The 21,264-nt window shown below is 72.5% G+C and carries 17 protein-coding genes; 9 read left to right on the top strand and 8 right to left on the bottom strand.

Going from position 1 to position 21,264, the window contains the following annotated elements; all coding sequences use genetic code 11:
* The first annotated feature begins 120 nt into the window (after positions 1 to 120).
* The gene (locus ACZ9QC_RS27980) at positions 121 to 3,435 is read left to right on the top strand and encodes a S8 family serine peptidase (protein WP_472915641.1); all 3,315 of its coding nucleotides are present in this window, start codon (positions 121 to 123) and stop codon (positions 3,433 to 3,435) included.
* Positions 3,436 to 3,545: 110 nt separating this feature from the next.
* Here the strand turns inward: ACZ9QC_RS27980 and ACZ9QC_RS27975 are convergent, their stop codons facing one another.
* A complete protein-coding gene (locus ACZ9QC_RS27975; RefSeq protein ID WP_472915640.1) occupies positions 3,546 to 4,574 on the bottom strand; it encodes a hypothetical protein in 1,029 nt (342 codons plus the stop codon).
* Position 4,575: 1 nt separating this feature from the next.
* Positions 4,576 to 5,106, bottom strand: coding sequence for an RNA polymerase sigma factor (locus ACZ9QC_RS27970; RefSeq protein ID WP_374116909.1), 531 nt, complete (start codon positions 5,104 to 5,106; stop codon positions 4,576 to 4,578).
* A gap of 357 nt (positions 5,107 to 5,463) precedes the next feature.
* Between ACZ9QC_RS27970 and ACZ9QC_RS27965 the strand changes: the two genes are divergently transcribed.
* Entirely contained in the window at positions 5,464 to 6,483 is a 1,020-nt protein-coding gene (locus ACZ9QC_RS27965) for an aspartate-semialdehyde dehydrogenase (protein ID WP_472915639.1), read from the top strand.
* 237 nt (positions 6,484 to 6,720) lie between these two features.
* Complete coding sequence (gene pepN, locus ACZ9QC_RS27960) at positions 6,721 to 9,300, top strand: aminopeptidase N (protein ID WP_472915638.1); 2,580 nt, start codon at positions 6,721 to 6,723, stop codon at positions 9,298 to 9,300.
* 40 nt (positions 9,301 to 9,340) lie between these two features.
* On the opposite strand, the gene ACZ9QC_RS27955 is transcribed toward pepN, so the two are convergent.
* Complete coding sequence (locus tag ACZ9QC_RS27955) at positions 9,341 to 10,336, bottom strand: EamA family transporter (RefSeq protein WP_472915637.1); 996 nt, start codon at positions 10,334 to 10,336, stop codon at positions 9,341 to 9,343.
* Between the two features lie 111 nt (positions 10,337 to 10,447).
* Between ACZ9QC_RS27955 and ACZ9QC_RS27950 the strand changes: the two genes are divergently transcribed.
* Positions 10,448 to 10,966, top strand: a complete 519-nt coding sequence (locus ACZ9QC_RS27950) for a MarR family winged helix-turn-helix transcriptional regulator (protein ID WP_472915636.1) — start codon at positions 10,448 to 10,450, stop codon at positions 10,964 to 10,966.
* Between the two features lie 30 nt (positions 10,967 to 10,996).
* On the opposite strand, the gene ACZ9QC_RS27945 is transcribed toward ACZ9QC_RS27950, so the two are convergent.
* Positions 10,997 to 12,610 (bottom strand): FAD-dependent monooxygenase, encoded by a 1,614-nt coding sequence (locus ACZ9QC_RS27945; protein ID WP_472915635.1) that lies wholly within the window; start codon positions 12,608 to 12,610, stop codon positions 10,997 to 10,999.
* 110 nt (positions 12,611 to 12,720) lie between these two features.
* On the opposite strand from ACZ9QC_RS27945, the gene ACZ9QC_RS27940 reads away from it, so the two are divergent.
* A complete protein-coding gene (locus tag ACZ9QC_RS27940) occupies positions 12,721 to 13,296 on the top strand; it encodes a TetR/AcrR family transcriptional regulator (protein ID WP_472915634.1) in 576 nt (191 codons plus the stop codon).
* A 112-nt stretch (positions 13,297 to 13,408) separates the two neighbouring features.
* On the opposite strand, the gene ACZ9QC_RS27935 is transcribed toward ACZ9QC_RS27940, so the two are convergent.
* From ACZ9QC_RS27935 to ACZ9QC_RS27925, 3 genes are all read right to left on the bottom strand, one after another.
* Positions 13,409 to 13,666: a hypothetical protein gene (locus ACZ9QC_RS27935; RefSeq protein WP_472915633.1), complete on the bottom strand. Its 258-nt coding sequence runs from the start codon at positions 13,664 to 13,666 to the stop codon at positions 13,409 to 13,411.
* Between the two features lie 283 nt (positions 13,667 to 13,949).
* On the bottom strand, positions 13,950 to 16,061 hold the full coding sequence (malQ, locus tag ACZ9QC_RS27930) for a 4-alpha-glucanotransferase (RefSeq protein ID WP_472915632.1): 2,112 nt from the start codon (positions 16,059 to 16,061) through the stop codon (positions 13,950 to 13,952).
* Complete coding sequence (locus tag ACZ9QC_RS27925) at positions 16,062 to 16,298, bottom strand: hypothetical protein (protein ID WP_215455510.1); 237 nt, start codon at positions 16,296 to 16,298, stop codon at positions 16,062 to 16,064. It abuts the gene before it with no gap.
* A 186-nt stretch (positions 16,299 to 16,484) separates the two neighbouring features.
* On the opposite strand from ACZ9QC_RS27925, the gene ACZ9QC_RS27920 reads away from it, so the two are divergent.
* The 3 genes from ACZ9QC_RS27920 to ACZ9QC_RS27910 are packed head-to-tail and all read left to right on the top strand — an operon-like array spanning position 16,485 to position 19,110.
* Positions 16,485 to 17,018 (top strand): PadR family transcriptional regulator, encoded by a 534-nt coding sequence (locus ACZ9QC_RS27920; protein ID WP_319245788.1) that lies wholly within the window; start codon positions 16,485 to 16,487, stop codon positions 17,016 to 17,018.
* On the top strand, positions 17,015 to 17,719 hold the full coding sequence (locus tag ACZ9QC_RS27915; RefSeq protein ID WP_472915631.1) for an ABC transporter ATP-binding protein: 705 nt from the start codon (positions 17,015 to 17,017) through the stop codon (positions 17,717 to 17,719). Before ACZ9QC_RS27920 ends, ACZ9QC_RS27915 begins: the two co-directional genes overlap by 4 nt.
* 32 nt (positions 17,720 to 17,751) lie before the next feature.
* Positions 17,752 to 19,110, top strand: a complete 1,359-nt coding sequence (locus ACZ9QC_RS27910) for an ABC transporter permease (protein ID WP_472921830.1) — start codon at positions 17,752 to 17,754, stop codon at positions 19,108 to 19,110.
* 132 nt (positions 19,111 to 19,242) lie between these two features.
* Here ACZ9QC_RS27910 and ACZ9QC_RS27905 read toward each other — a convergent pair whose 3' ends face one another.
* The gene (locus tag ACZ9QC_RS27905) at positions 19,243 to 20,343 is read right to left on the bottom strand and encodes a mechanosensitive ion channel family protein (RefSeq protein WP_472915630.1); all 1,101 of its coding nucleotides are present in this window, start codon (positions 20,341 to 20,343) and stop codon (positions 19,243 to 19,245) included.
* Positions 20,344 to 20,658: 315 nt separating this feature from the next.
* On the opposite strand from ACZ9QC_RS27905, the gene ACZ9QC_RS27900 reads away from it, so the two are divergent.
* The gene (locus ACZ9QC_RS27900; protein WP_033526416.1) at positions 20,659 to 21,195 is read left to right on the top strand and encodes an HNH endonuclease; all 537 of its coding nucleotides are present in this window, start codon (positions 20,659 to 20,661) and stop codon (positions 21,193 to 21,195) included.
* Positions 21,196 to 21,264 lie beyond the last annotated feature (69 nt).

Raw genomic sequence — 21,264 nt, 5'->3', positions numbered from 1 at the left:
ACATGTGTCACTTCGGTAAGGCTGAGCGATCATCCGGCACCGCATAACGGACCGGACCGATCCGAACCCGCCGCTCGGATCATCAATGTTCGTTCTCACCTGAATTCCTTACCTACAGGGATGCTGATGACCCTCACCCCCCACCCCGGCTCTGGCCCGGGTGCGAGACGCGTGGCCCGGATAGCCGTGGCCGCGGGACTGGTCGCCGCGCTCTCCGCGGCCGGGCCGATACCCATGGCCTTCTCGGCGGACGACCCGTCCGCCGCCGTCCCGGCGGACGGCGGCGTCAAGTCCGCGCACGACAAGCTCGGTTCGACCGACGCCGATCTGCTCGCCGAGGCCAAGGCCGACGGCGACAAGAACGTCACGATGATGATCGCCACCACGCCCGGCAAGACCGAACAGGTCGCCGAGCAGCTGGACGCGGTCAAGGGCAGCTCCGTGGGCCGTACCTACGACAAGCTCGGCTACGTCCGCGCCACGGTCCCGACCAAGAGCGCCGACTCGGCCATCTCGGCCGCCGCGAAGCTCTCCTCCGTCCAGGGCATCGACCTGCGCCAGGAGATCGTCCTCGACGACCCCTCGCCGGTCTCGGACAAGGACGCGAAGTCGCAGGCCACGACGGCGAAGACCTACCCGGCTCCGGGCAAGAACACCCCGGCCGAGAACCCGTACAACCCGTCCTTCGAGACGGGCGCCGTCGACTTCGTGAAGCAGAACCCGAAGGCGGACGGCCGGGGCATCACCATCGGCGTCCTGGACTCCGGCGTCGACCTCGGGCACCCCGCGCTGCAGAAGACCACCACCGGCGAGCGCAAGATCGTCGACTGGGTGACGTCCACCGACCCGATCGTCGACGGCGACGGCAGCTGGCGCCCGATGACGAACTCGGTCGCCGGTCCCACCTTCACCTACGGCGGCCGGACCTGGACTGCGCCCGCGGGCTCGTACTCCGTCAACCTCTTCCGTGAGTCGATCACGGCGGCCGGTGACGCGGCGGGCGACGTGAACCGCGACGGCGACACCACCGACACGTGGGGCGTGCTCTACGACGCGGCGGCCGGCACGGTCACCGTCGACGTCAACCAGAACTTCGACTTCACCGACGACAAGCCGATGAAGCCGTACAAGGACGGCTACCAGATCGGCTACTTCGGCACCGACGACCCGTCGACCGACGTCGCCGAGCGCCAGCCGTTCGTCGTGGAGTACCGCAAGGACGTCCCGATGGACCCCTTCGGGGGCGACTGGGTCGGCAAGAAGGCCGACTTCGTCAACATCGGTCTCATCTCCAGCGAGCACGGCACCCACGTCGCCGGCATCACCGCCGCGAAGGGCCTGTTCGGCGGGAAGATGAACGGCGCCGCTCCCGGCGCGCAGATCGTCTCCTCCCGCGCCTGCGAGTTCGGCCCCGGCTGCACCAACGTGGCGCTCACCGAGGGCATGATCGACCTCGTCGTCAACCGCGGTGTCGACATCGTCAACATGTCGATCGGCGGCCTCCCGGCACTGAACGACGGCAACAACGCGCGCGCCGAGCTCTACACGCGCCTCATCGACACCTACGGCGTCCAGCTGGTCATCTCGGCCGGCAACTCCGGTCCGGGTGCCAACACGATCGGCGACCCTGGCCTGGCCGACAAGGTCATCTCGGTCGGCGCGGCCATCTCCAAGGAGACCTGGGCCTCCAACTACGGCTCGCAGGTCGCCAAGGACTACCAGCTGTTCAACTTCTCCTCGCGCGGCCCGCGTGAGGACGGCGGCTTCACGCCGACCCTGGTGGCGCCCGGTGCCGCGGTCAACACCGCGCAGACCTGGCTGCCGGGCGTCATCGCCCCCGAGGCGGGCTACACGCTCCCGGCCGGCTACCAGATGCTCAACGGCACCTCGATGTCCTCCCCGCAGGCGGCCGGCGCCTCCGCGCTGCTGCTCAGCGCCGCGAAGCAGAAGGGCATCGACCTGACGCCCGTGAAGCTGCGCACCGCGCTGACCTCGACCGCCGACCACATCAGCGGCGTCCAGGCGTACGCCGAGGGCGCGGGCCTGATGAACATCGTCGACGCGTGGAAGTCGATCAAGAAGGGCGCGACCGCGCACGAGTACTCGGTCAAGGCACCCGTCGACACCGCGATCGACTTCGCGCTGAAGACGCCGGGCTTCGGCACCGGCATCTACGACCGTGAGGGCGGCCTGAAGGTCGGGCAGAAGAAGACGTACGAGGTGACCGTCACCCGTACCTCCGGCGCCGACAAGGCGATCCGCCACGAGCTGCACCTGGAGAACAACCGGGACGACACGTTCCGGATCGTCGGCGACGACGAGGTCTCCCTGCCGCTCAACAAGCCGGTCACCGTGAAGATCGCCGCCAAGCCGGAGAACTCCGGCATCAGCAGCGCGATCCTGGAGATCGACGACCCGAAGACCGTCGGCATCGACCGGCAGGTCCTCAACACGGTGGTCGCGTCCACGCCGCTGAAGTACACCCACTCGGCGTCCGGCACGGTCCAGCGCAACTCCTTCAAGTCGTACTTCATCACCGTCCCCGAGGGCGCCAAGACCCTCGAGGTCGCGATCAGCGGGCTGAAGGACAAGAGCCAGACCCGGTTCATCGCCAACCACCCGTACGGCCTGGCGGTCGAGAGCACCAGCTCGCTGTCCTGCTACAACAACTACCTCGACGGCAACGGCTGCAAGCCGGACGTGCGCTCGTACGCCAACCCGCAGCCCGGTGTCTGGGAGATCGAGGTCGAGTCGCGCCGTACGTCGCCGCTGCTCGACAACCCCTACAAGCTGAACTTCGCGGTCTACGGCGCGAGCTTCGACCCTGAGGTCGTCACCGTCCCCGAGGCCAAGGTCGGCACCCCGACCGCCGCCACCTGGAAGGTGACCAACGCTCTCGCCCCCGTCGACGGCAAGCTGGTGGGCGGCCCGCTGGGCTCGGCCAAGACCGACCGGCCGACCATCGCCACCGGTGTCACCCAGACCACCACGGTCGAGGTGCCCGCGGGCGCCGAGTCCCTGGACGTCACCATCGGCAACACGGCGGACACGGGCGCCGACCTGGACCTGTACGTCTACGACGCCGCGGGCACCGAGGTCGGGAGCTCCGCGGACGGTGACTCCGAGGAGTCCGTCTCCGTGCCGAAGCCGGCCGCCGGTACGTACACCATCGAGGTCGTCGGCTACGCGGTTCCGGCCGGGTCGACCGCGTACGACTACCGCGACGTCTTCTTCTCCTCCGCCCTCGGCGAGGTGAAGGTCGCGGACACCGCCGTCAAGCTCGGCACGGGCGCATCGGCCACCGTCTCCGGTGACGTCGTCGCGGCCGCCGAGGCCCCGGCCGGCCGGGAGTTCTTCGGCCAGGTGCAGCTGGTGAACGCGCGGGGCACCGCCGCGGGCACCGGCAGCGTGCGGATCGAGAAGGTCACGCCGTAGTGCGTCGGTAGTGAGTGAGCCGTACTGAGGCGAACGGAGGGGCGGGTGTCCGGATGGACACCCGCCCCTTCGCTCTGCTCCCCCTCCGGCTTCGCCGTTCGTTCAGCGGGTCAGCCTCCGCACTTGATCCGCTCCGACTCCGGCAGCGCCGCCTCGATCCAGGCCCGCTCGCGGGCGATCTCCGCGTCCTTCGTGGTCCAGATGTCCGGCTGCGCGCTGTCCCGGGGGATGCCGAGGAGGACGTGGTCGCCCTTCTTCAGACGGGGGTCGACGTCCTGGCTCATCGGGAAGACGATCCGGTCCTCGCCCTTGTCGGGCTTGATCCAGTGGTCCACCTCCACCGTGATCCGGTCCTGCTCGGCCCCCGGCACGGGTTCGACCTCGGTGACGGTGCCCTCCACGATCGTGCGGGCGCAGGCCACGTACCCCTCCCGGCTGAGCGAGGCGGAGTCGTCCCCCCGGCCGCCGTTGTCGTGCTTGCCGGTGTCCCCGCTCGACTGCTCGGAGACACTGGCGTCGGACGACTTCGCGCTGTCCGCCCCGTCCGCCCCGTCACCGGTCTGCATGACCCCCCAGCCGATGACGAGGACCACGGAGGCGGCGGCCGCGGCGGCGAGGGTGCCACCGGTGATCCGCAGCGCGCGCCGGGCGCGGGACGGCCGCGACGGCAGGGGGGTCACCGACGCGGTGGGGGCCGACGCGGGCCCGGACACCGGCCCGGGTTCCGTCTCGGCACCGGCCGTGTCCCCCGGCCGCGCGGCCCCCACTCGCCCCGGCGCGACCCCGGTCGCGGCGTCCTCGCCCGGCGCCGCCAGCGCCTCGCCGATCAGCCCCAGCTGCTCCCGCAGCAGTGCGAGGTCGGCGACGGCCGCCTCGTGGGACGCCACGTACTCGGCGTCCCGCAGGGCGTCCTCGGGCAACGGTTCGTCGAGAAGGGCCGCCATCAGCGCGTCCATGCCGGCGTAGGCGGTGCCGTCGTGCGTGGGCCCGTCGTACGTGGGCTCGTCGTGCGCGGGCCCGTCCTGTCCGTGGCCGTCCTGTCCGTGGCCGTCGTGGCCGTGGCCGTCGGGCGGAGGGCCCTCGTGGGCGCGGAGCGCCTCCTGCTCGGTGTCGCGTCGGCTGTCGTCCCGGGCGGTCATGTCACACCACCTCGTCCTCGTGCAGGCGGGTACGCAGGGCGCGGACCGCCGAGTGGAGCCTGCTCTTGACCGTGCCCTCGGGGATGCCGAGCTCGTCGGCGATCCCGCGTACCGGCAGGTCGGCGTAGAAGCGCAGGACGAGGACCTGACGCAGGGCGTCGGGCAGCTCGTCCAGGCCTCGGGCGACGGCGAGCGAGAGCACGCTGGAGTCCTCGCCCGAGGGGTGCTCGTGCTGGCGCAGCGAGGCGAGCCGCTCCCCCAGGCGCTCCTGGCGGCGCTTGGCGCGGTGCCAGTCCATCGCCAGGTTGGAGGCGACCACCGCCGCCCACGCGGACACGTCCCGCGGCGCCTCCCGGCCGCTCGCGGCCCGCTCCAGCAGCCGCAGCCGTACCTGCTGTACCCCGTCCAGCAGGTCCGACTGCGGCACACCGCCGAGCGCGAGCACGGCACGCACCCGCCGCTCCTGGGCCGCGTCCAGTGGGTCGTCCGGCTCCTGGACCCCCTGGACGTGGCGCGCCTTTCTGCGCAGCACAGCCACCCCTCCCCTCCCGCGTTTCCCCTACGACGCCGCCGCGGGCCGAAACGTTCGGCGGGTTCGGCACGTCTTTCACGGTTCGGCGCAGAGGCGTACGTCACACCTTCGCGTGCACCCGGTCGGCGTGGGCAGGGGCGAGGCAGCACAGCTTGCGGCACGGAGCCGCCGTAGGGCGAATTTCTCCAGCTCAGCAGGGGTGCCACCCGAAGAAGCGGCTCCCCTGGCGGGGGCGGGGCCGTCCCGTCCCTTGGGCGTTCCGGTCAAAGGATTGGACAGGCGGACCCGGGCTGACCGCATGATGGAAAGGCCTCGGCCATGCCGCAGACACACACAAGCCACGTCAAAGGAGTCGCCGTGAGGGTCGGAATCGTCGGAGCCACCGGTCAGGTCGGCACGGTCATGCGCAAGATCCTCAAGGACCGCGACTTCCCGACGCGCGAGCTGCGCCTGTTCGCGTCCGCCCGCTCGGCCGGTTCGGTCATCGACGGCGTGACGGTCGAGGACGCGGCGACCGCCGACTACTCCGGCCTCGACATCGTCCTGTTCTCCGCGGGCGGCGCGACCTCGAAGGCGCTGGCCGAGAAGGTGGCCTCGCAGGGCGCGGTCGTGATCGACAACTCCTCCGCGTGGCGCCGCGACCCCGAGGTGCCCCTCGTGGTCTCCGAGGTGAACCCGCACGCGATCGCGGACCGCCCCAAGGGCATCATCGCCAACCCGAACTGCACGACGATGGCCGCCATGCCGGTCCTGCGTCCGCTGCACGAGGAGGCGGGCCTCGAAGCGCTGGTCGTCGCCACCTACCAGGCGGTCTCCGGCTCCGGTCTCGCGGGCGTCGCCGAGCTGCACGGCCAGGTCCAGAAGGTCGCGGCCGACGCGGACAAGCTGACGCACGACGGCTCGGCGGTCGACTTCCCCGAGCCCGGCGTCTACAAGCGGCCCATCGCCTTCAACGTGCTCCCGCTCGCGGGTTCGATCGTCGACGACGGTCTGCACGAGACGGACGAGGAGCAGAAGCTCCGCCACGAGTCCCGCAAGATCCTGGAGATCCCCGGTCTCAAGGTCTCCGGCACCTGTGTCCGTGTCCCGGTCTTCTCCGGGCACTCCCTCCAGGTCAACGCCCGCTTCGCCCGCCCGATCAGCGTGGAGCGCGCGACCGAGCTGCTGGCCGGTGCCCCGGGCGTCGCCCTCTCCGACATCCCGACCCCCCTCCAGGCCGCCGGCCAGGACCCCTCCTTCGTCGGCCGCATCCGCGCCGACGAGACCGTGGACAACGGCCTCGCCCTGTTCGTCTCCAGCGACAACCTCCGCAAGGGCGCCGCGCTGAACGCGGTCCAGATCGCGGAGCTGGTGGCGGCGGAGCTGAGCGAGAAGTAGGCGCACCTCACGTCCTGACGGGGCGGCCACCCCACCCGGGGCGGCCGCCCCGCCGGTATGTGCGGTACGGCATCGGATCGGCCCCGTCCGCTCCTTCCTCCTCTGCTGTGAACGGCTCGCTCGGGTGCCCCGGTCGTCGGGTGAGCGGCGCCGTGTCGGCGCGGGAAACGGACATCGCGCTCGCCGCCGGTGCCATGGAAGGATGGCGCAACCCACACATACCGAGGAGATGACCGCGTGCCTGGCACAAACCTGACCCGCGACGAGGCTCAGCAGCGGGCGGCGCTGCTCAGCGTCGACTCGTACGAGATCGATCTCGACCTCTCCGGCGCGCAGGAGGGCGGCACCTACCGGTCCGTGACCACGGTGCGCTTCGACGTCGCGGAGAACGGCGCCACGTCCTTCATCGACCTGGTGGCCCCGACCGTCCACGAGGTGACCCTCAACGGTGACGCGCTGGACCCGGCGGAGGTCTTCGAGGACTCCCGGATCGCGCTGCCCGGCCTGCTGGAGGGCCGCAACGTCCTGCGGGTCGTGGCCGACTGCGCCTACACCAACACGGGTGAGGGTCTGCACCGGTTCGTCGACCCGGTCGACGAACAGGCCTACCTGTACACCCAGTTCGAGGTCCCGGACGCGCGCCGGGTCTTCGCGTCGTTCGAACAGCCGGACCTGAAGGCCACGTTCCAGTTCACCGTGAAGGCCCCGTCCGGCTGGACCGTCATCTCCAACTCGCCGACGCCGGAGCCCAAGGACGACGTCTGGGTCTTCGAGCCGACGCCCCGGATCTCGACGTACATCACGGCGCTCATCGTCGGCCCGTACCACTCGGTGCACAGCGTGTACGAGAAGGACGGCCAGAGCGTGCCGCTCGGCATCTACTGCCGCCCGTCGCTCGCCGAGTACCTGGACTCCGACGCGATCTTCGAGGTCACCCGGCAGGGCTTCGACTGGTTCCAGGAGAAGTTCGACTACGCCTACCCGTTCGAGAAGTACGACCAGCTGTTCGTACCGGAGTTCAACGCGGGCGCGATGGAGAACGCGGGCGCGGTGACCATCCGCGACCAGTACGTCTTCCGCTCGAAGGTGACGGACGCCGCGTACGAGGTCCGCGCCGAGACCATCCTCCACGAGCTGGCCCACATGTGGTTCGGCGACCTGGTGACGATGGAGTGGTGGAACGACCTGTGGCTGAACGAGTCGTTCGCCACCTACACGTCGATCGCCTGCCAGGCGGACGCCCCCGGCTCGCGCTGGCCGCACTCCTGGACCACGTTCGCCAACTCCATGAAGACCTGGGCGTACCGGCAGGACCAGCTGCCGTCCACGCACCCGATCATGGCGGAGATCAACGACCTGGACGACGTCCTCGTCAACTTCGACGGCATCACCTACGCGAAGGGTGCTTCCGTCCTGAAGCAGCTCGTCGCGTACGTCGGCCAGGACGAGTTCTTCCGGGGCGTGCAGGCGTACTTCAAGGCGCACGCGTTCGGCAACACGCGCCTGTCCGATCTGCTGGGCGCCCTGGAGGAGACCTCCGGCCGCGATCTCAAGGCCTGGTCGAAGGCGTGGCTGGAGACGGCCGGCATCAACGTCCTGCGCCCGGAGATCGAGACCGACGAGCACGGCGTCATCACCTCCTTCGCGATCCGCCAGGAGGCCCCGGCGCTGCCGACGGGCGCGAAGGGCGAGCCGACGCTGCGCCCGCACCGCATCGCGGTCGGCCTGTACGAACTGGACGACGACAGCGGCAAGCTGGTCCGTGACGAGCGGGTCGAGCTGGACGTCGACGGTGAACTGACCGCCGTGCCGCAGCTGGTGGGCAGGCGCCGCCCGGCCGTGGTCCTCCTCAACGACGACGACCTGTCGTACGCCAAGGTCCGCCTCGACGAGCAGTCCCTCGCCTTCGTCACCGAGCACCTCGGCGACTTCGAGTCCTCCCTGCCCCGCGCCCTGTGCTGGGCCTCGGCCTGGGACATGACCCGCGACGCCGAGCTCGCGACCCGCGACTACCTGTCCCTGGTGCTCTCCGGCATCGGCAAGGAGTCCGACATCGGTGTCGTGCAGTCGCTGCACCGTCAGGTGAAGCTGGCGATCGAGCTGTACGCCGACCCGACGGCCCGCGAGGCGCTGCTGACGCGCTGGACGGACGCCACGCTCGCGCACCTGCGCGCGGCCGAGGCCGCCTCCGACCACCAGCTGGCGTGGGCCCGCGCGTTCGCCGCGACCGCCCGCACCCCCGAGCAGCTGGACCTTCTGGAGGCCCTGCTGGAGGGGACGCAGACGATCGAGGGGCTGGCCGTCGACACCGAGCTGCGCTGGTCGTTCGTCCAGCGGCTCGCGGCCGTGGGCCGCTACGACGAGGCGGAGATCGCCGGCGAGTACGAGCGCGACAGGACGGCCGCCGGTGAGCGTCACGCGGCCACCGCCCGTGCCTCCCGCCCGACGCCCGAGGCCAAGGCCGAGGCCTGGTCGCAGGTCGTCGAGTCGGACAAGCTCCCCAACGCGGTCCAGGAAGCGGTCATCGGCGGCTTCGTCCAGACCGACCAGCGTGACCTCCTCGCCCCGTACACCGACAAGTACTTCGAGGTCGTCAAGTCCATCTGGGACTCCCGCTCCCACGAGATCGCCCAGCAGATCGCGGTCGGCCTCTACCCGACCGTCCAGGTCTCGGCCGACACCCTGCACAAGACGGACACCTGGCTCGCCACGGCCGAGCCGAACGCGGCCCTGCGCCGCCTGGTCTCGGAGTCCCGCTCGGGCGTCGAACGCGCCCTGCGGGCCCAGGCCGCGGACGCGGCGGCCCCCTCGGAGTGACGAGAGCCGCCGCCATGACGGCGGGGGGCGCCCGGTGATCTCACCGGGCGCCCCCCGCCGTCGTCGTCGGTCGCGGTGAGCGGTGGTCCTTGGCGGGGCCGGTCCTGGGCGCGGTCGGGCGGGTCGGGCGGGTCGGGCGGGGGCGGAGCTGGCCCAGGACGGTCGCGCCGAAGGCGATGGCCATGCCCAGGAGCTGGAGGGGCGTGAGGGCCTGACCGAGCGCCGCCCAGCCGACCACGGCCGCCGTGAGGGGAGAGAGAGGGCCGAGGAAGGTGACCTGGGTGGCGGAGAGACGGCCGATGCCCCGGAACCAGAGCCAGTAGGAGACGGCGGTGTTGGCGAGGGCGAGGTAGAGGTAACCGCCGATCGCCCGGCCGTCCAGGGCCGGGGGCGCGCCCTCGACGAGCAGGGCGAGCGGGGCGATCAGCAGGCCGCCCGCGGTGAGTTGCCACCCGGTGAGGGCGAGGGGCCCGACACCGGCCGGGCGGCCCCAGCGCTTGGTGAGGACCGTGCCGGTGGACATGGAGGCCGTGGAGGCCAGCGCCGCGACGACGCCGACCGGGTCCAGCGCGCCCGCCGCCTTCAGGACGACCAGGCTGACGCCGAGGGCGGCGGCGATCCCGGTGAGCAGGGTGCGCAGGGTGGGCCGCTCCCCCAGCAGCACGGTCGCCAGTCCCGCGACGAAGAGCGGGCCGACCGAGCCGACGACCGCCGCCATTCCGCCGGGCAGCCGGTAGGCGGAGAGGAACAGCAGCGGGAAGAAGGCGCCGATGTTCAGCGCGCCCAGCACCGCGGCCTTCCCCCACCAGATCCCGCGCGGCAGCGTGCGGGAGATCGCCAGGAGCAGCAGGCCCGCCGGGAGCGCCCGCACCAGGCCCGTGAACAGGGGGCGGTCGGCCGGCAGGAACTCCGTCGTCACGGCATAGGTGGTGCCCCAGGAGATGGGGGCGAGCGCGGTCAGGGCGATGAGGGAGAGCCGGCTCGCGGCGGGTGCGGAGTGCGCGGTGTGCCCGGCGTGTGCGCTGCGCGCGGTCATGGGACGCGTCCTTCCCGAGGATTTAGCTTACTCTCCATTAGCTTAGCGCTAAGTAACTTTCCGTCAAGCCAGTTTCTTGCGGCCGACCCATCGGCGTCGGATACTCACCTCATGAACCCGCGTTCCGAGCCCGACCAGCCGCTCCGCGACCCCGTCGACGCGATCATCGACCAGTGGGCGGTCGCCCGGCCCGACCTCGACACCACCGCCATGGCGGTCTTCGGCCGCGTCAACCGGCTCTCCCGGACCCTCGGCGACCTGATGGAGAAGACGTACGGGCGGTTCGGGATCTCGCGCGGCGAGTTCGACGTGCTCGCGACCCTGCGGCGCTCCGGCGAGCCGTTCACGCTCTCGCCGCGCCAGCTCTCCGCCACGCTCATGCTCACCACCGGCGGCATGACCGGCCGCCTCGACAAGCTCGAACGCGCGGGCCTCCTGCGCCGCTCCCCCGACCCGCACGACCGCCGCGCCCTCCAGGTCACCCTCACCGAGGAGGGCCTGCGCCTGATCGACGAAGCCGCCGGAGCGGGCGTCGCCGTGCAGACCGAGGCGCTCGCCCACCTGAACGACGAACAGGCCGGCCAACTGGCCGACCTGTTGAGGCTGCTGGTGGTGGGCACGGGGGCGTGAGCGGGTCCTGAGCGCCGCCCGAGCCACCCGCTAGGCGGCCGCGCCCACCCACTGCGCGAGCGCCCCCTCGACCGCCGCGTCGTCCGCGTCCTCCGCCGCCCAGGCCACGTAGCCGTCCGGGCGGACGAGGACGGTGGTGCGGCGGTCGCCCGTCCAGGTCGCCGCGGTGAGGCGGTCCTTGCGCGCGCCGAGGACGAGGGACTCGTCCGCGCCCTGGGGGCCGTCGGGGGCGGTGGACCGGTCCGCGCCGCGCGGGCCGACGAGGACGAAGCGGCCGCCGCGCAGGGCCTCGTAGAGGCGCCCGGTGGACAGGGCGACGTCCGGCACACGGGTGCCGACCAGGCGGTGAGCGCCGCGCGGGGCGGGGTACTCGTAGCCGATCCCGGTGATCTGGCCGATCGCGCGGGTGCGGGCCGGGGGGACGTGGTTGACGAAGGTGGTCAGGGCGGTGCGGAGCGCCAGCATCCAGGGGGACTTGGCCATGGCGAGACGGACGATGCCGCCGCTGCTGCGGAGCACGGCCCTGCCGACGGGGTGGCGTTCGGCCTGGTAGCTGTCGAGAAGGGCGGGGTCCGCGTGGCCGCCCAGGACGGCGGCGAGCTTCCAGCCCAGGTTGGCGGCGTCCTGGAGCCCGGTGTTCATGCCCTGCCCGCCGGCCGGGGTGTGCACATGGGCGGCGTCACCGGCGAGGAAGACCCGGCCGACCCGGTACGCGGGGGCCTGGCGCTCGTCGCAGTGGAAGCGGGACATCCAGCGGGCGTCCCGCATGCCGTAGTCGCGGCCGAGCGCGAGCCGGGTGATCTCCCTGACCTCGTCGAGGTCGAGCGGCTCGCTGTCGGGGACGTCACGGCCCCGGTGCCAGCCGATGACCCGGTGGTAGCCGTCGCCGAAGGGTGCGATGAAGGCGAAGGCGTCGCCGACGGCGTTCGCGGTCAGCACCTCCTCCGGCTGTTCGTCGAGCCGTACGTCCGCGAGGACCACGGAACGGATGACGGACTTCCCCGGGAACGGCAGCCCCACCGCCTCGCGGACCGCGCTGCGGTGCCCGTCCGTCCCGACGACGTACGCGGCGGTCAGCCGGTCGGTGCCACCGTCCGCCGTCCGTACGTCGACCGCGACACCGTGCGTGCTCCCGGCACCGTGCGCACCCCCGGCGCCGCCCGCGATCTCACCCTCGCCCTCGCCCTGCACGACCGCCGTCACCTCCGTCTCGTACCGGAACCGCACCCCGGCCTCCACCGCCCGCCGCTCCAGGACCTCCTCGACCTCATACTGCGGGATCACCAGGAGGTGGTTGAAGCGGGAGGGGAGGGTGTCGAGGCGGACGGAGAGGCGTCCGAAGAGGGCGATGCGGTCGAGGCGCCGGCCCCTGGCCTCCAGCTCGTCGGCGAGGCCCCGGGCGTCGAGCTGCTCCAGGGTGCGGGCGTGTGCGACGAAGGCCCGGGAGAGGTTGCTGATCCGGTGCTCGCGCTTCTCGACGAGGGTGACGGGGACGCCGGCGGCGGCGAGGTCGCCGGCGAGCAGCAGCCCGGTGGGGCCGGCGCCCACCACGACGACGCCGCGGGGGTCGTGGGCGTCCTGGGCGTCGCGGACCTTCTGGGGGCGAGGGGTGCGGGTGGTGTCGTCGTCGCGCTTGCCGTTCATGGCGGCCTCCTGCCAACACGCGTTGGTCAACGGTTGTTGGCCAACGCTTGTTGTCAAACGTAGAGACGCCGCCCTGGACTGTCAACAGCTGTTGGCCTACGTTTGTTGGCATGAACGACACGGCACCACCCGCACCCCGCCGGTCCGACGCGACCCGGCACGCGATCCTCCGGGCGGCGCGCGAGCGATTCGCGGCCGACGGGTACGACGGGGCCACCATCCGGGCGATCGCCAAGGACGCGCGGATCGATCCGTCGATGGTCATGCGGTACTACGGCTCGAAGGAGGGGCTGTACGCCGCGGCGCTCGACGTCGACCTGCGGCTGCCGGACCCCGGCGCGTTCGACGCGCGGGAGGTGGGCCGGGTGCTGGTGAGCCATTTCCTCGACCTCTGGGAGGAGAACGAGATGCTCACCGCGATGCTCCGGGTCGGCACCACGAACCAGGCGGGTGCCGAACGGATGCAGGGGGTCTTCCGGGACCAGTTGCTGCCGCTCGCCCGGCATGTGTGCCCGCGCCCCGAGGAGGCGGGGACCCGCGCCGCGCTCTGCGCGTCACAGGTGCTGGGGCTGGCTCTGACGCGTTACGTCCTGCGGTTCCCGCCGGCCGTGGCGCTGAGCCGCGAGGAGATCGTGGAGTGGATGGGGCCGACGGTGCAGCGGTATCTCACGGCTCACGGGGCGTAGGGCGGGCGCGGAGACCGGGCCCAGAGCCAACGCGCCGAGGGCCCCCTCGGCGCACTGGTGTGCGGAGGGTGCCCTCGGCGGAACGTGTTGAGGAAGGGTGGGGCGGAGGCGGTCAGGCCTTCGCCTTGGCCTTGGCCTTCGGCTGACGGTCCGTGGACCCGTCCAGGACCATGACGAGGCCGGTGATCACCGCGAACAGGGCGAGCGGCGCGACGACGAAGAGGCCGAGCGTCTCGATCACGCTGAGGCCCGGGCCCGGGTCGTCGCCGTCGTCGGGCACCAGCGCGAGGGCGGGGGACGACATGAGCAGCATCATCAGCGTCGTACCGGCAGCCAGGGCGCCGGCGCGCAGGGCGTTCTTCTTGTCCACGCGCTAAAGGTAACGAACGCGGGTGGGCCGCGCGCGGGCGGGGGTGCGCCTTGCGGGCTTTCGGGCGCCTAAGAGCTCGGGGTGCGGGATTCGTGGGCGGGTGCGGGTGCGTCGTGGTTGCTCGCGCAGTTCCCCACGCCCCTGGAAAAGCAGGGGCTGCGCCCCGTGCTGTTCCGGCCCGAGAGGGCCGTAGGCCCTCAAGGGCGCGGGGAACTGCGCGAGAAGCCCCACCTCACCCGCACCCGCCCACGAACCCCGCACCCCCGAGCTACCAGGCGCCCCCTCACACCCCCCGCAGCACATCCACCAACGCGTGCAACCGGGGCGACGCCGCCAGTTCCTCCAGCGTCACCGGCCGCCCCGCCGCGTCAGCGATCGGCAGACGCCAGTTCGGATACTGATCCCACGTCCCCGGCAGATTCTGCGGGCGCCGGTCGCCGAGCGCGTCGGGGAGCCAGAGGCCGATCATGCGCGCGGGGGTCCGGAGCAGAAAGCGGTGCAGCGCCTGGATCTGCGCCTCCTCGGAGGTCGTGGAGATGCCCCCGCCGGCCCCGTCCAGCAGCCCCAGCCGGGCGAGGAGGGCCAGCCACTCCCCCGCGTCGGCGGCCGCCTCCGCCCGCTCCTCGTCCAGGGAGCGGGTCAGCAGCCCCAGGCCGTGACGGAGGTCGACGTGGTCGCAGGTCAGCCGGGAGGCGGTGGGCGGCAGGTCGTGCGTGGTGGCGGTGGCGAGACAGTTCGCGCGCCAGCGTTCGGGCGGGAGGGGGCGGCCCGTGCCCTCCCAGTCGCGTTCGAACCAGAGCACGGACGTGCCCAGCACCCCGCGGGCGTCGAGGGCCTCGCGGACGCCGGGTTCGACCGTGCCCAGGTCCTCGCCGATCACCAGGGCGCCGGCCCGCTCCGCCTCCAGGACCAGGATCGCGAGCATGGCGTCGGCGTCGTAGCGGACGTACGTGCCCTCGGTCGGGGCCTCGCCCTGGGGGACCCACCAGAGGCGGAACAGGCCCATGACGTGGTCGATGCGGAGGGCGCCCGCATGGCGCAGCAGGGCGCGCAGGAGGCGCCGGTAGGGGGCGTACCCGGACTCGGCGAGGCGGTCGGGGCGCCAGGGCGGCAGGCCCCAGTCCTGGCCCCGTGAGTTGAAGGCGTCGGGGGGCGCGCCGACGGACATGCCGGCCGCGAAGTACTCCTGCTGGGCCCAGGCGTCGGCGCCGCCGGGGTGCACCCCGACGGCCAGGTCGTGCACCAGGCCGATGGGCATGCCGGCGTCGCGCGCGGAGCGCTGCGCGGTGCCGAGCTGGGCGTCGGTGAGCCAGGCGAGGCGGGTGTGGAAGTCGACGCGGTCCATCAACTCGCCGCGCGCGCGGGCGGTTTCGGCGGAGCGCGGGTCGCGCAGGGCCGCGGGCCAGCGCGACCAGTCGGAGCCGTGGACCTCGGCGAGCGCGCACCAGGTGGCGTGGTCCTCCAGCGCCTGGCCCTCCTCGGCGAGGAAGTCCCAGTACGCGGCTCTGCGCCCGGGACCGAGCGGTACGGCGCGCACCAGCTCCAGGGCCTCCCGTTTGAGGTCCCACACCGCGTCCCGGTCGATCAGCTCACCCTTGGCCAGCACGGAGTCCCGCAGCCGCGCGGCCCGCTCCGACAGCGCGCCGAAGCGGTCGCGGTCGTCGGGGGAAGGGGCGGCCTCCGCGAGGGCGTAGGGGTACTCCGGGATGTCCTCCACGCGCAGGTGGACGGGGTCCGGGTAGCGGCGGGAGGAGGGGCGGTACGGGGAGGGGTCGGTGGGGGCGCCGGGCACGGCCGCGTGCAGCGGGTTGACCTGGACGAATCCGGCGCCGAGGGCGCGGCCGGCCCAGGCGGAGAGCTCGGCGAGGTCACCGAGGTCGCCCATGCCCCAGCTGCGCCGCGAGAGGAGGGAGTAGAGCTGGACGAGGAGGCCGTAGGTGCGGCCGGGCGGGGCGGGCAGCCGGGCCGGGGCGACGACCAGGTGGGCCTCGGCGGTGCGGCCGTCGGGGGCGGTGGCGCGCAGCGCGTGCACACCCGGGGGCAGTTGCTCCGTCGTCGAGTGGAGTTCACCTTGTTCGGTCTCGACGTGCAGCCGGGTGCCCTCGGGGAGGGCGGCCAGCGCGACCGGGGGTCCGCCGTCGGCCCACTGGACCAGGGTCGGCGGCAACAGTCGTGCGGAGAGCTGCCGTTCGCGGGCGGCGAGGGCGGCGCGCACGGCCTCGGGGGTGCTCGCGTCGACGTCGAGCGCGGCGAGGACGGCCACGACCGCGCCGTCCGAGGCCGCGACCGTACGGTCCGGTGAGGGGCTGTAGGAGGTGGCCACGCCGTGCAGGGCGGCGAGCCGGGCCAGCGGGGTCTCGGGCGCCGGGCCCGAACCCCCTGGGTCTTCTGTCATCTAGACCCCCGATGCGGCGCCGTGGGACGTGGGTTCACTGGTGAGGGGAGCCGCGTCGGCGAGGGGCGGCTCGCTGGTGAGGGGGGCCGCGTCCGGGAGCGGCGGTTCGCTGGTGAGCGGGACGTCGGCGCAGGGCCCCTCGGCGCTGAACACGCAGACGTGCGGCTCGTGGAGCTCGTAGGGCTCCGCCTCGCGTTTGGAGCGGGCCTGGGTCGGCAGGGGGGTGGTCGTGGCCACGGGGGCCTCCTAGTCGTCGTACGGCGATGGGGTGCGGGTCCGGGGTACTCCAGCCCTACCCAGCGCGCGCCGCCGCAGACGTGGGCGGGCGGACATCGTGGGCTTGTTCACTTCCTCGCCGGATCCGGAACATACTCCAGGAGCCGCTATTCACTCAGTACATATACTCGGTGCATACTGGTGGGCATGAGCACCCGTCACATCCTGTTGGGGCTGCTCGCCGGTGGGCCGAGCCATGGCTACGACCTCAAGCGACGGCACGACGAACGCTTCCCGCAGGCCCGTCCGCTGGCCTACGGGCAGGTCTACACGACCCTGCAGCGGCTGGTCCGCGACGGGCTCGCCGAGGTCGACGGCACCGAGGCGGACAGCGGCCCGGAACGGACGATGTACCGCTCGACGGACGAGGGAGCGCGCGAGCTGGCCAGGTGGGCCGGGGAGATCACCGCGCCGGCGCCGTTCGTGACGAACGAGATCTTCGCCAAGCTCGTCGTCTCGATCCTCGCCGACGGCGACCCGGCCGCCTACCTACGGGGGCAGCGCACCGCGCACATGGCGCGCATGCGGGAGCTGACCGCCGTGAAGACCGCGCCGGGCGCCGACCTCTCGACCGTGCTCGCGGCGGACTACGCCCTCAACCACCTCGACGCCGACCTCCGCTGGATGAACACCACGGCGGCCCGGCTGACCACCCTGACCGCGGAGGTCGACGCAGCATGACCGAGAAGAACACCCGTCCCTCGCCGGTGCTCACGGCCCGCGGACTGGTCAAGGAGCACGGCAGGACACGGGCGCTGCGGGGTGCCTCGCTGGAGCTCCGGGAGGCCGAGATCCTCGCCGTCACGGGGGCCAGCGGCAGCGGGAAGTCCACGCTGTTGCACTGTCTGGCGGGCATCGTCCGGCCGGACGAGGGCTCGGTGGCGTACGCCGGGAAGCGGCTCGACCAGCTCCCCGAGAAGGACCTGAGCGAGCTGCGCCGGACGGACTTCGGGGTCGTCTTCCAGTTCGGCCAGCTGATACCCGAGCTGACGGCCGTCGACAACGTCGCGCTGCCGCTGCTGCTGGCCGGCACGGACCGCCACGCCGCGCGGGAGCGGGCCGGCGAGTGGCTGGAGCGGTTCGGGGTGCGGGGGCAGGAGGAACAGCGGCCCGGGGAGATGAGCGGCGGCCAGGCGCAGCGGGTGTCGCTGGCGCGGGCCCTGGTGACCGGGCCGAGTGTGGTGTTCGCGGACGAGCCGACCGGGGCGTTGGACTCGCTGGCGAGCGAGCAGGTGATGACGGCACTGACGCACGCGGCCCGGGAGTCCCGTACGGCGGTGCTGCTGATCACGCACGACGCGCAGACCGCGGCGTACGCGGACCGCGAGGTCGTGCTGCGGGACGGGGTCGTGGCAGGCGCGGCGCTGGGGGTGTCCCAGTGACGGCGTCAGTGCGGGTGTCGGTCCGGACGTCGGTGCGGGCGCTGCGGAACGATCTCCGTCTCGCCGTTCTGCTGACCCGCGGGTCGGACCGGCGGGAGTGGTGGCGAGTGACGCTGACGGCCCTCGGGGCGGCCCTGGCCGCCGGCTTCGGCATGGCGGCGGCCGCGCTGGCCTCGCTGGAGGGCCAGTACAGCGTGGGGTTCGGCGACGGCCTGCTGGACCACCCCGGTGAGCGCTCCGGGGTGATCGTCACCCTGCTGCTCCTGGTGGTCCCGGTGCTGGGCTTCCTCGGCCAGTGCACCCGGGTCGGCGCCGTCCACCGCGACCGGCGGCTGGCGGGGCTGCGGCTGGCCGGGGCGTCGGCGGCCCAGGTGCGGCGGATCGCGGCGCTGGAGACCGGGGTGGCGTGTCTGCTCGGGTCCCTGGTCACCACGGTCCTCTTCGTGCTGGTCCTGCTGAGCGCATGGACCGCGCCCGCCCTGGCCTGGGCCGGTGTCGCCCTGGTGGCGCTCGGGGTACCAGCGCTGGGCGCGGTCGCGAGCGTGCTGGCACTGCGCCGGGTGGTGGCCTCGCCGCTGGGCCGGGTGCGCCGGGTGCGGCCGGGCACGGGCCGCGGACCCGGGTGGGTCTTCCTGGGCGCGGTGGCCGTGGTGGTGCTCGGGGCGCTGCTCGCCGTCGCCAACACCAACCGCTACATGCCCGGCGGCAAGTTCGGCCAGGCGCCGCTGATCGTCGCCGGGGCGGTGCTCGCCGTGGGCGCGGGCGCGGTGCTGCTGTCCGGCGCGGTCTCGCTGCTCACCGGGCGGCTGCTGGCCCGGCGCACCGGGAGTCCCGCAGTGCTGATCGCCGCCGAGCGGCTGCGCGACGACCCGTGGGCCTCGGCCCGCACCCATGCCGCCGTCCTCATGGGGGTCGTGGTCGGCAGCGGCTTCATCGGCGTACGACAGGCGCTGCTCACGGACATCGCCACATACGACTACCTGGCCGAGCGCAAGGAGTTCTACATCGCCGGGCTCGACCTCACCGCCACGGCCATCCTGGTCGGCTTCGCCATCGCCCTCTTCGCGCTGGGCGTCGGCACCGCCGAGTCCCTCGCCACCCGCCGCCGGGGCCTGGTCGCGCAGGTCGCCGCCGGGGTGCCGTACGAGGTGCTGGGACGGGCCATGCTGCTGGAGACGGCCCTGCCGCTGGCGCCGTCGGTGCTGGTCGCCGGACTCGGCGGCACGGCCATCGCCATCACCTACGCCACGGCCCTCGGCGACACCCTGGTCGTCCCCTACGGCGCCTTCCTGGTCCCGCTCGCGGCGTACGGCGCATGCCTCCTGGCTGCGGCCACCTCGCTGCCCCTGCTGCGCCGCACGGTCCGGCCCGCGGAGCTGCGGTTCGCGTAGACCCGAGCGGCCGGCGTCCCAGGAGACACGGGGGTGCTCCTGGGCAGCCGAGGAGGCGGGAAGGGCGATGGGGGCGTCCGGAGAGATCCGGGCGCCCCCACCGTCACGCACGCCCCCCTGCGCGCCCTCGCTCTACTTGGGCACGGCCGAGGGCGTGATCGGGGTCGCCCGTTCCGACTGGGGCGAGGTCGTGTTGGCGTAGACGGACGGGGCCGAAACACCGGCCGTCGGGTCGGCGTCCTCGTCGGCCGCGAGGGCCGGGGCGCCGCCCACGATGCGGATGTCGGCGGCGTCGAAGGCCTTCTTGATGCGCCAGCGCAGCTCGCGCTCGACCGTGAGGGCCTTGCCCGGCATGGTCTTGGCGGAGACGCGGACGACCATCGAGTCCAGGAGCACGTCGTCGAGGCCGAGGACCTCGATGGGGCCCCACAGGAGCTCGTTCCAGGGCTCCTCCTTGCTCATCGCCTCGCCGACCTCCGTGAGGGTGCGGCGGACCTTGTCGAGGTCCTCGTCGTAGCGGACGGTGACGTCGACGCCGGCCGTGGCCCAGCCCTGCGAGAGGTTGCCGATGCGCTTGACCTCACCGTTGCGGACGTACCAGATCTCGCCGTTGTCGCCGCGCAGCTTGGTGACGCGCAGGCCGACCTCGATGACCTCGCCGGACGCGACGCCCGCGTCGACGGTGTCGCCGACGCCGTACTGGTCCTCCAGGATCATGAAGACACCGGAGAGGAAGTCCGTGACCAGGTTCCGGGCGCCGAAACCGATGGCGACGCCCGCGACACCGGCGGAGGCCAGCAGCGGGGCGAGGTTGATCTCGAAGGTGGCGAGGACCATCAGGGCGGCCGTGCCCAGGATCAGGAACGACGCGACCGAGCGCAGCACCGAGCCGATGGCCTGGGAGCGCTGGCGGCGGCGCTCGACGTTGACCAGCAGACCGCCGAGGGTGCCGCCCTCGACGCCCGGCACGGAGCGGTTCATCCGGTCTATGAGCTTGGTGATGGCCCGCCGGACCACCACTCTCAGCACCGCCGCTATCACCACGATCAGCAGGACACGGAGACCGATGGCCAGCCAGGTGGACCAGTTCTCCTCCACCCAGCTGGCGGCGTTGGTCGCGCTCTCCTGTGCGTCCTCCAGCGACGGCACGGCCGGTGTCGTCGCCGTCTCCGAGGGGGACGGCGACGGCGTGGCGGCGGCCAGTAGGAGGGACAGGGAAGAAACGGACGGCACGGCGGGAACCTCCAAGGTGCGTTATCTGCCCTCCGACACGGCGGTCAAGATCCAACGGGTCACGGAAAGGTCACCGGACGGGCAGGCTCACCACACTAACGGGGCATTGTGTGGAGGTCGCCGCAATGTTCGAGGGAGACAGGGCGCTCACCAGGGAGTGAAGGGCGCACGCTGCGGGGGATGAATGAGGTGTGGTCGAAAACACTCCCAGCCCGTTACCGGGACATGGTGGCGCTTCCACCAGGCCTGAGGGGAGACTGACTACGGATCGTCCACGGCGCGAGCCACGCGCCGCCGGCGTACAAGGAGGCATCCGTGCCGCACGTCCTGGTCCTCAACGCGTCGTACGAGCCGCTCGGCGTCGTACCGCTCCGCCGCGCGCTCGTCCTCGTCCTGGAGAACAAGGCCGTCTCCCTGGAAGAATCCGGCGCCTATCTGCACAGCGCGACCGTCACAGTCCCCGCACCCAGCGTGGTCCGGCTCAAGCGATTCGTCCGGGTTCCCTATCGGGGGCCCGTTCCTCTGACCCGTCGGGCGCTGTTCGCCCGCGACGGGGGCCGGTGCATGTACTGCGGTGGCGTCGCAACCAGCGTCGACCACGTCATCCCGCGCAGTCGCGGGGGCAAGCACGTCTGGGACAACGTCGTCGCGTCGTGCCGCCGCTGCAACCATGTCAAGGCCGACCGCCATCTCGTCGAGATCGGCTGGCGACTCCGTCACAAACCCGCACCGCCCACCGGGCTGGCCTGGCGCATCATCGGCACGGGGCATAGGGACCCGCGCTGGCTGCCCTACCTGCAGCCGTACGGCGCGGACGACGCGTTGGCCCGGATCGACGGCATCTCCGCCTGACGGTCCGGGTTTTTGCATGGCCGGGTGCCCTCGCCGCAAGGGCACCCGGTACGCATCGCGAGGAGGCGC

This window comes from Streptomyces sp. HUAS MS02 (assembly GCF_055702265.1).
The sequence above is the reverse complement of the archived record's forward strand: the minus strand, read 5'-3'. Positions and strand labels throughout refer to the sequence as shown.

Coding starts and splice junctions, on each gene's coding strand:
- ACZ9QC_RS27980 (WP_472915641.1), top strand. CDS start 121: ATGCTGATGACCCTCACCCCCCACCCCGGCTCTGGCCCGGGTGCGAGA.
- ACZ9QC_RS27975 (WP_472915640.1), bottom strand. CDS start 4,574: ATGACCGCCCGGGACGACAGCCGACGCGACACCGAGCAGGAGGCGCTC.
- ACZ9QC_RS27955 (WP_472915637.1), bottom strand. CDS start 10,336: ATGACCGCGCGCAGCGCACACGCCGGGCACACCGCGCACTCCGCACCC.
- ACZ9QC_RS27950 (WP_472915636.1), top strand. CDS start 10,448: ATGAACCCGCGTTCCGAGCCCGACCAGCCGCTCCGCGACCCCGTCGAC.
- ACZ9QC_RS27945 (WP_472915635.1), bottom strand. CDS start 12,610: ATGAACGGCAAGCGCGACGACGACACCACCCGCACCCCTCGCCCCCAG.
- ACZ9QC_RS27940 (WP_472915634.1), top strand. CDS start 12,721: ATGAACGACACGGCACCACCCGCACCCCGCCGGTCCGACGCGACCCGG.
- malQ (WP_472915632.1), bottom strand. CDS start 16,061: ATGACAGAAGACCCAGGGGGTTCGGGCCCGGCGCCCGAGACCCCGCTG.
- ACZ9QC_RS27920 (WP_319245788.1), top strand. CDS start 16,485: ATGAGCACCCGTCACATCCTGTTGGGGCTGCTCGCCGGTGGGCCGAGC.
- ACZ9QC_RS27915 (WP_472915631.1), top strand. CDS start 17,015: ATGACCGAGAAGAACACCCGTCCCTCGCCGGTGCTCACGGCCCGCGGA.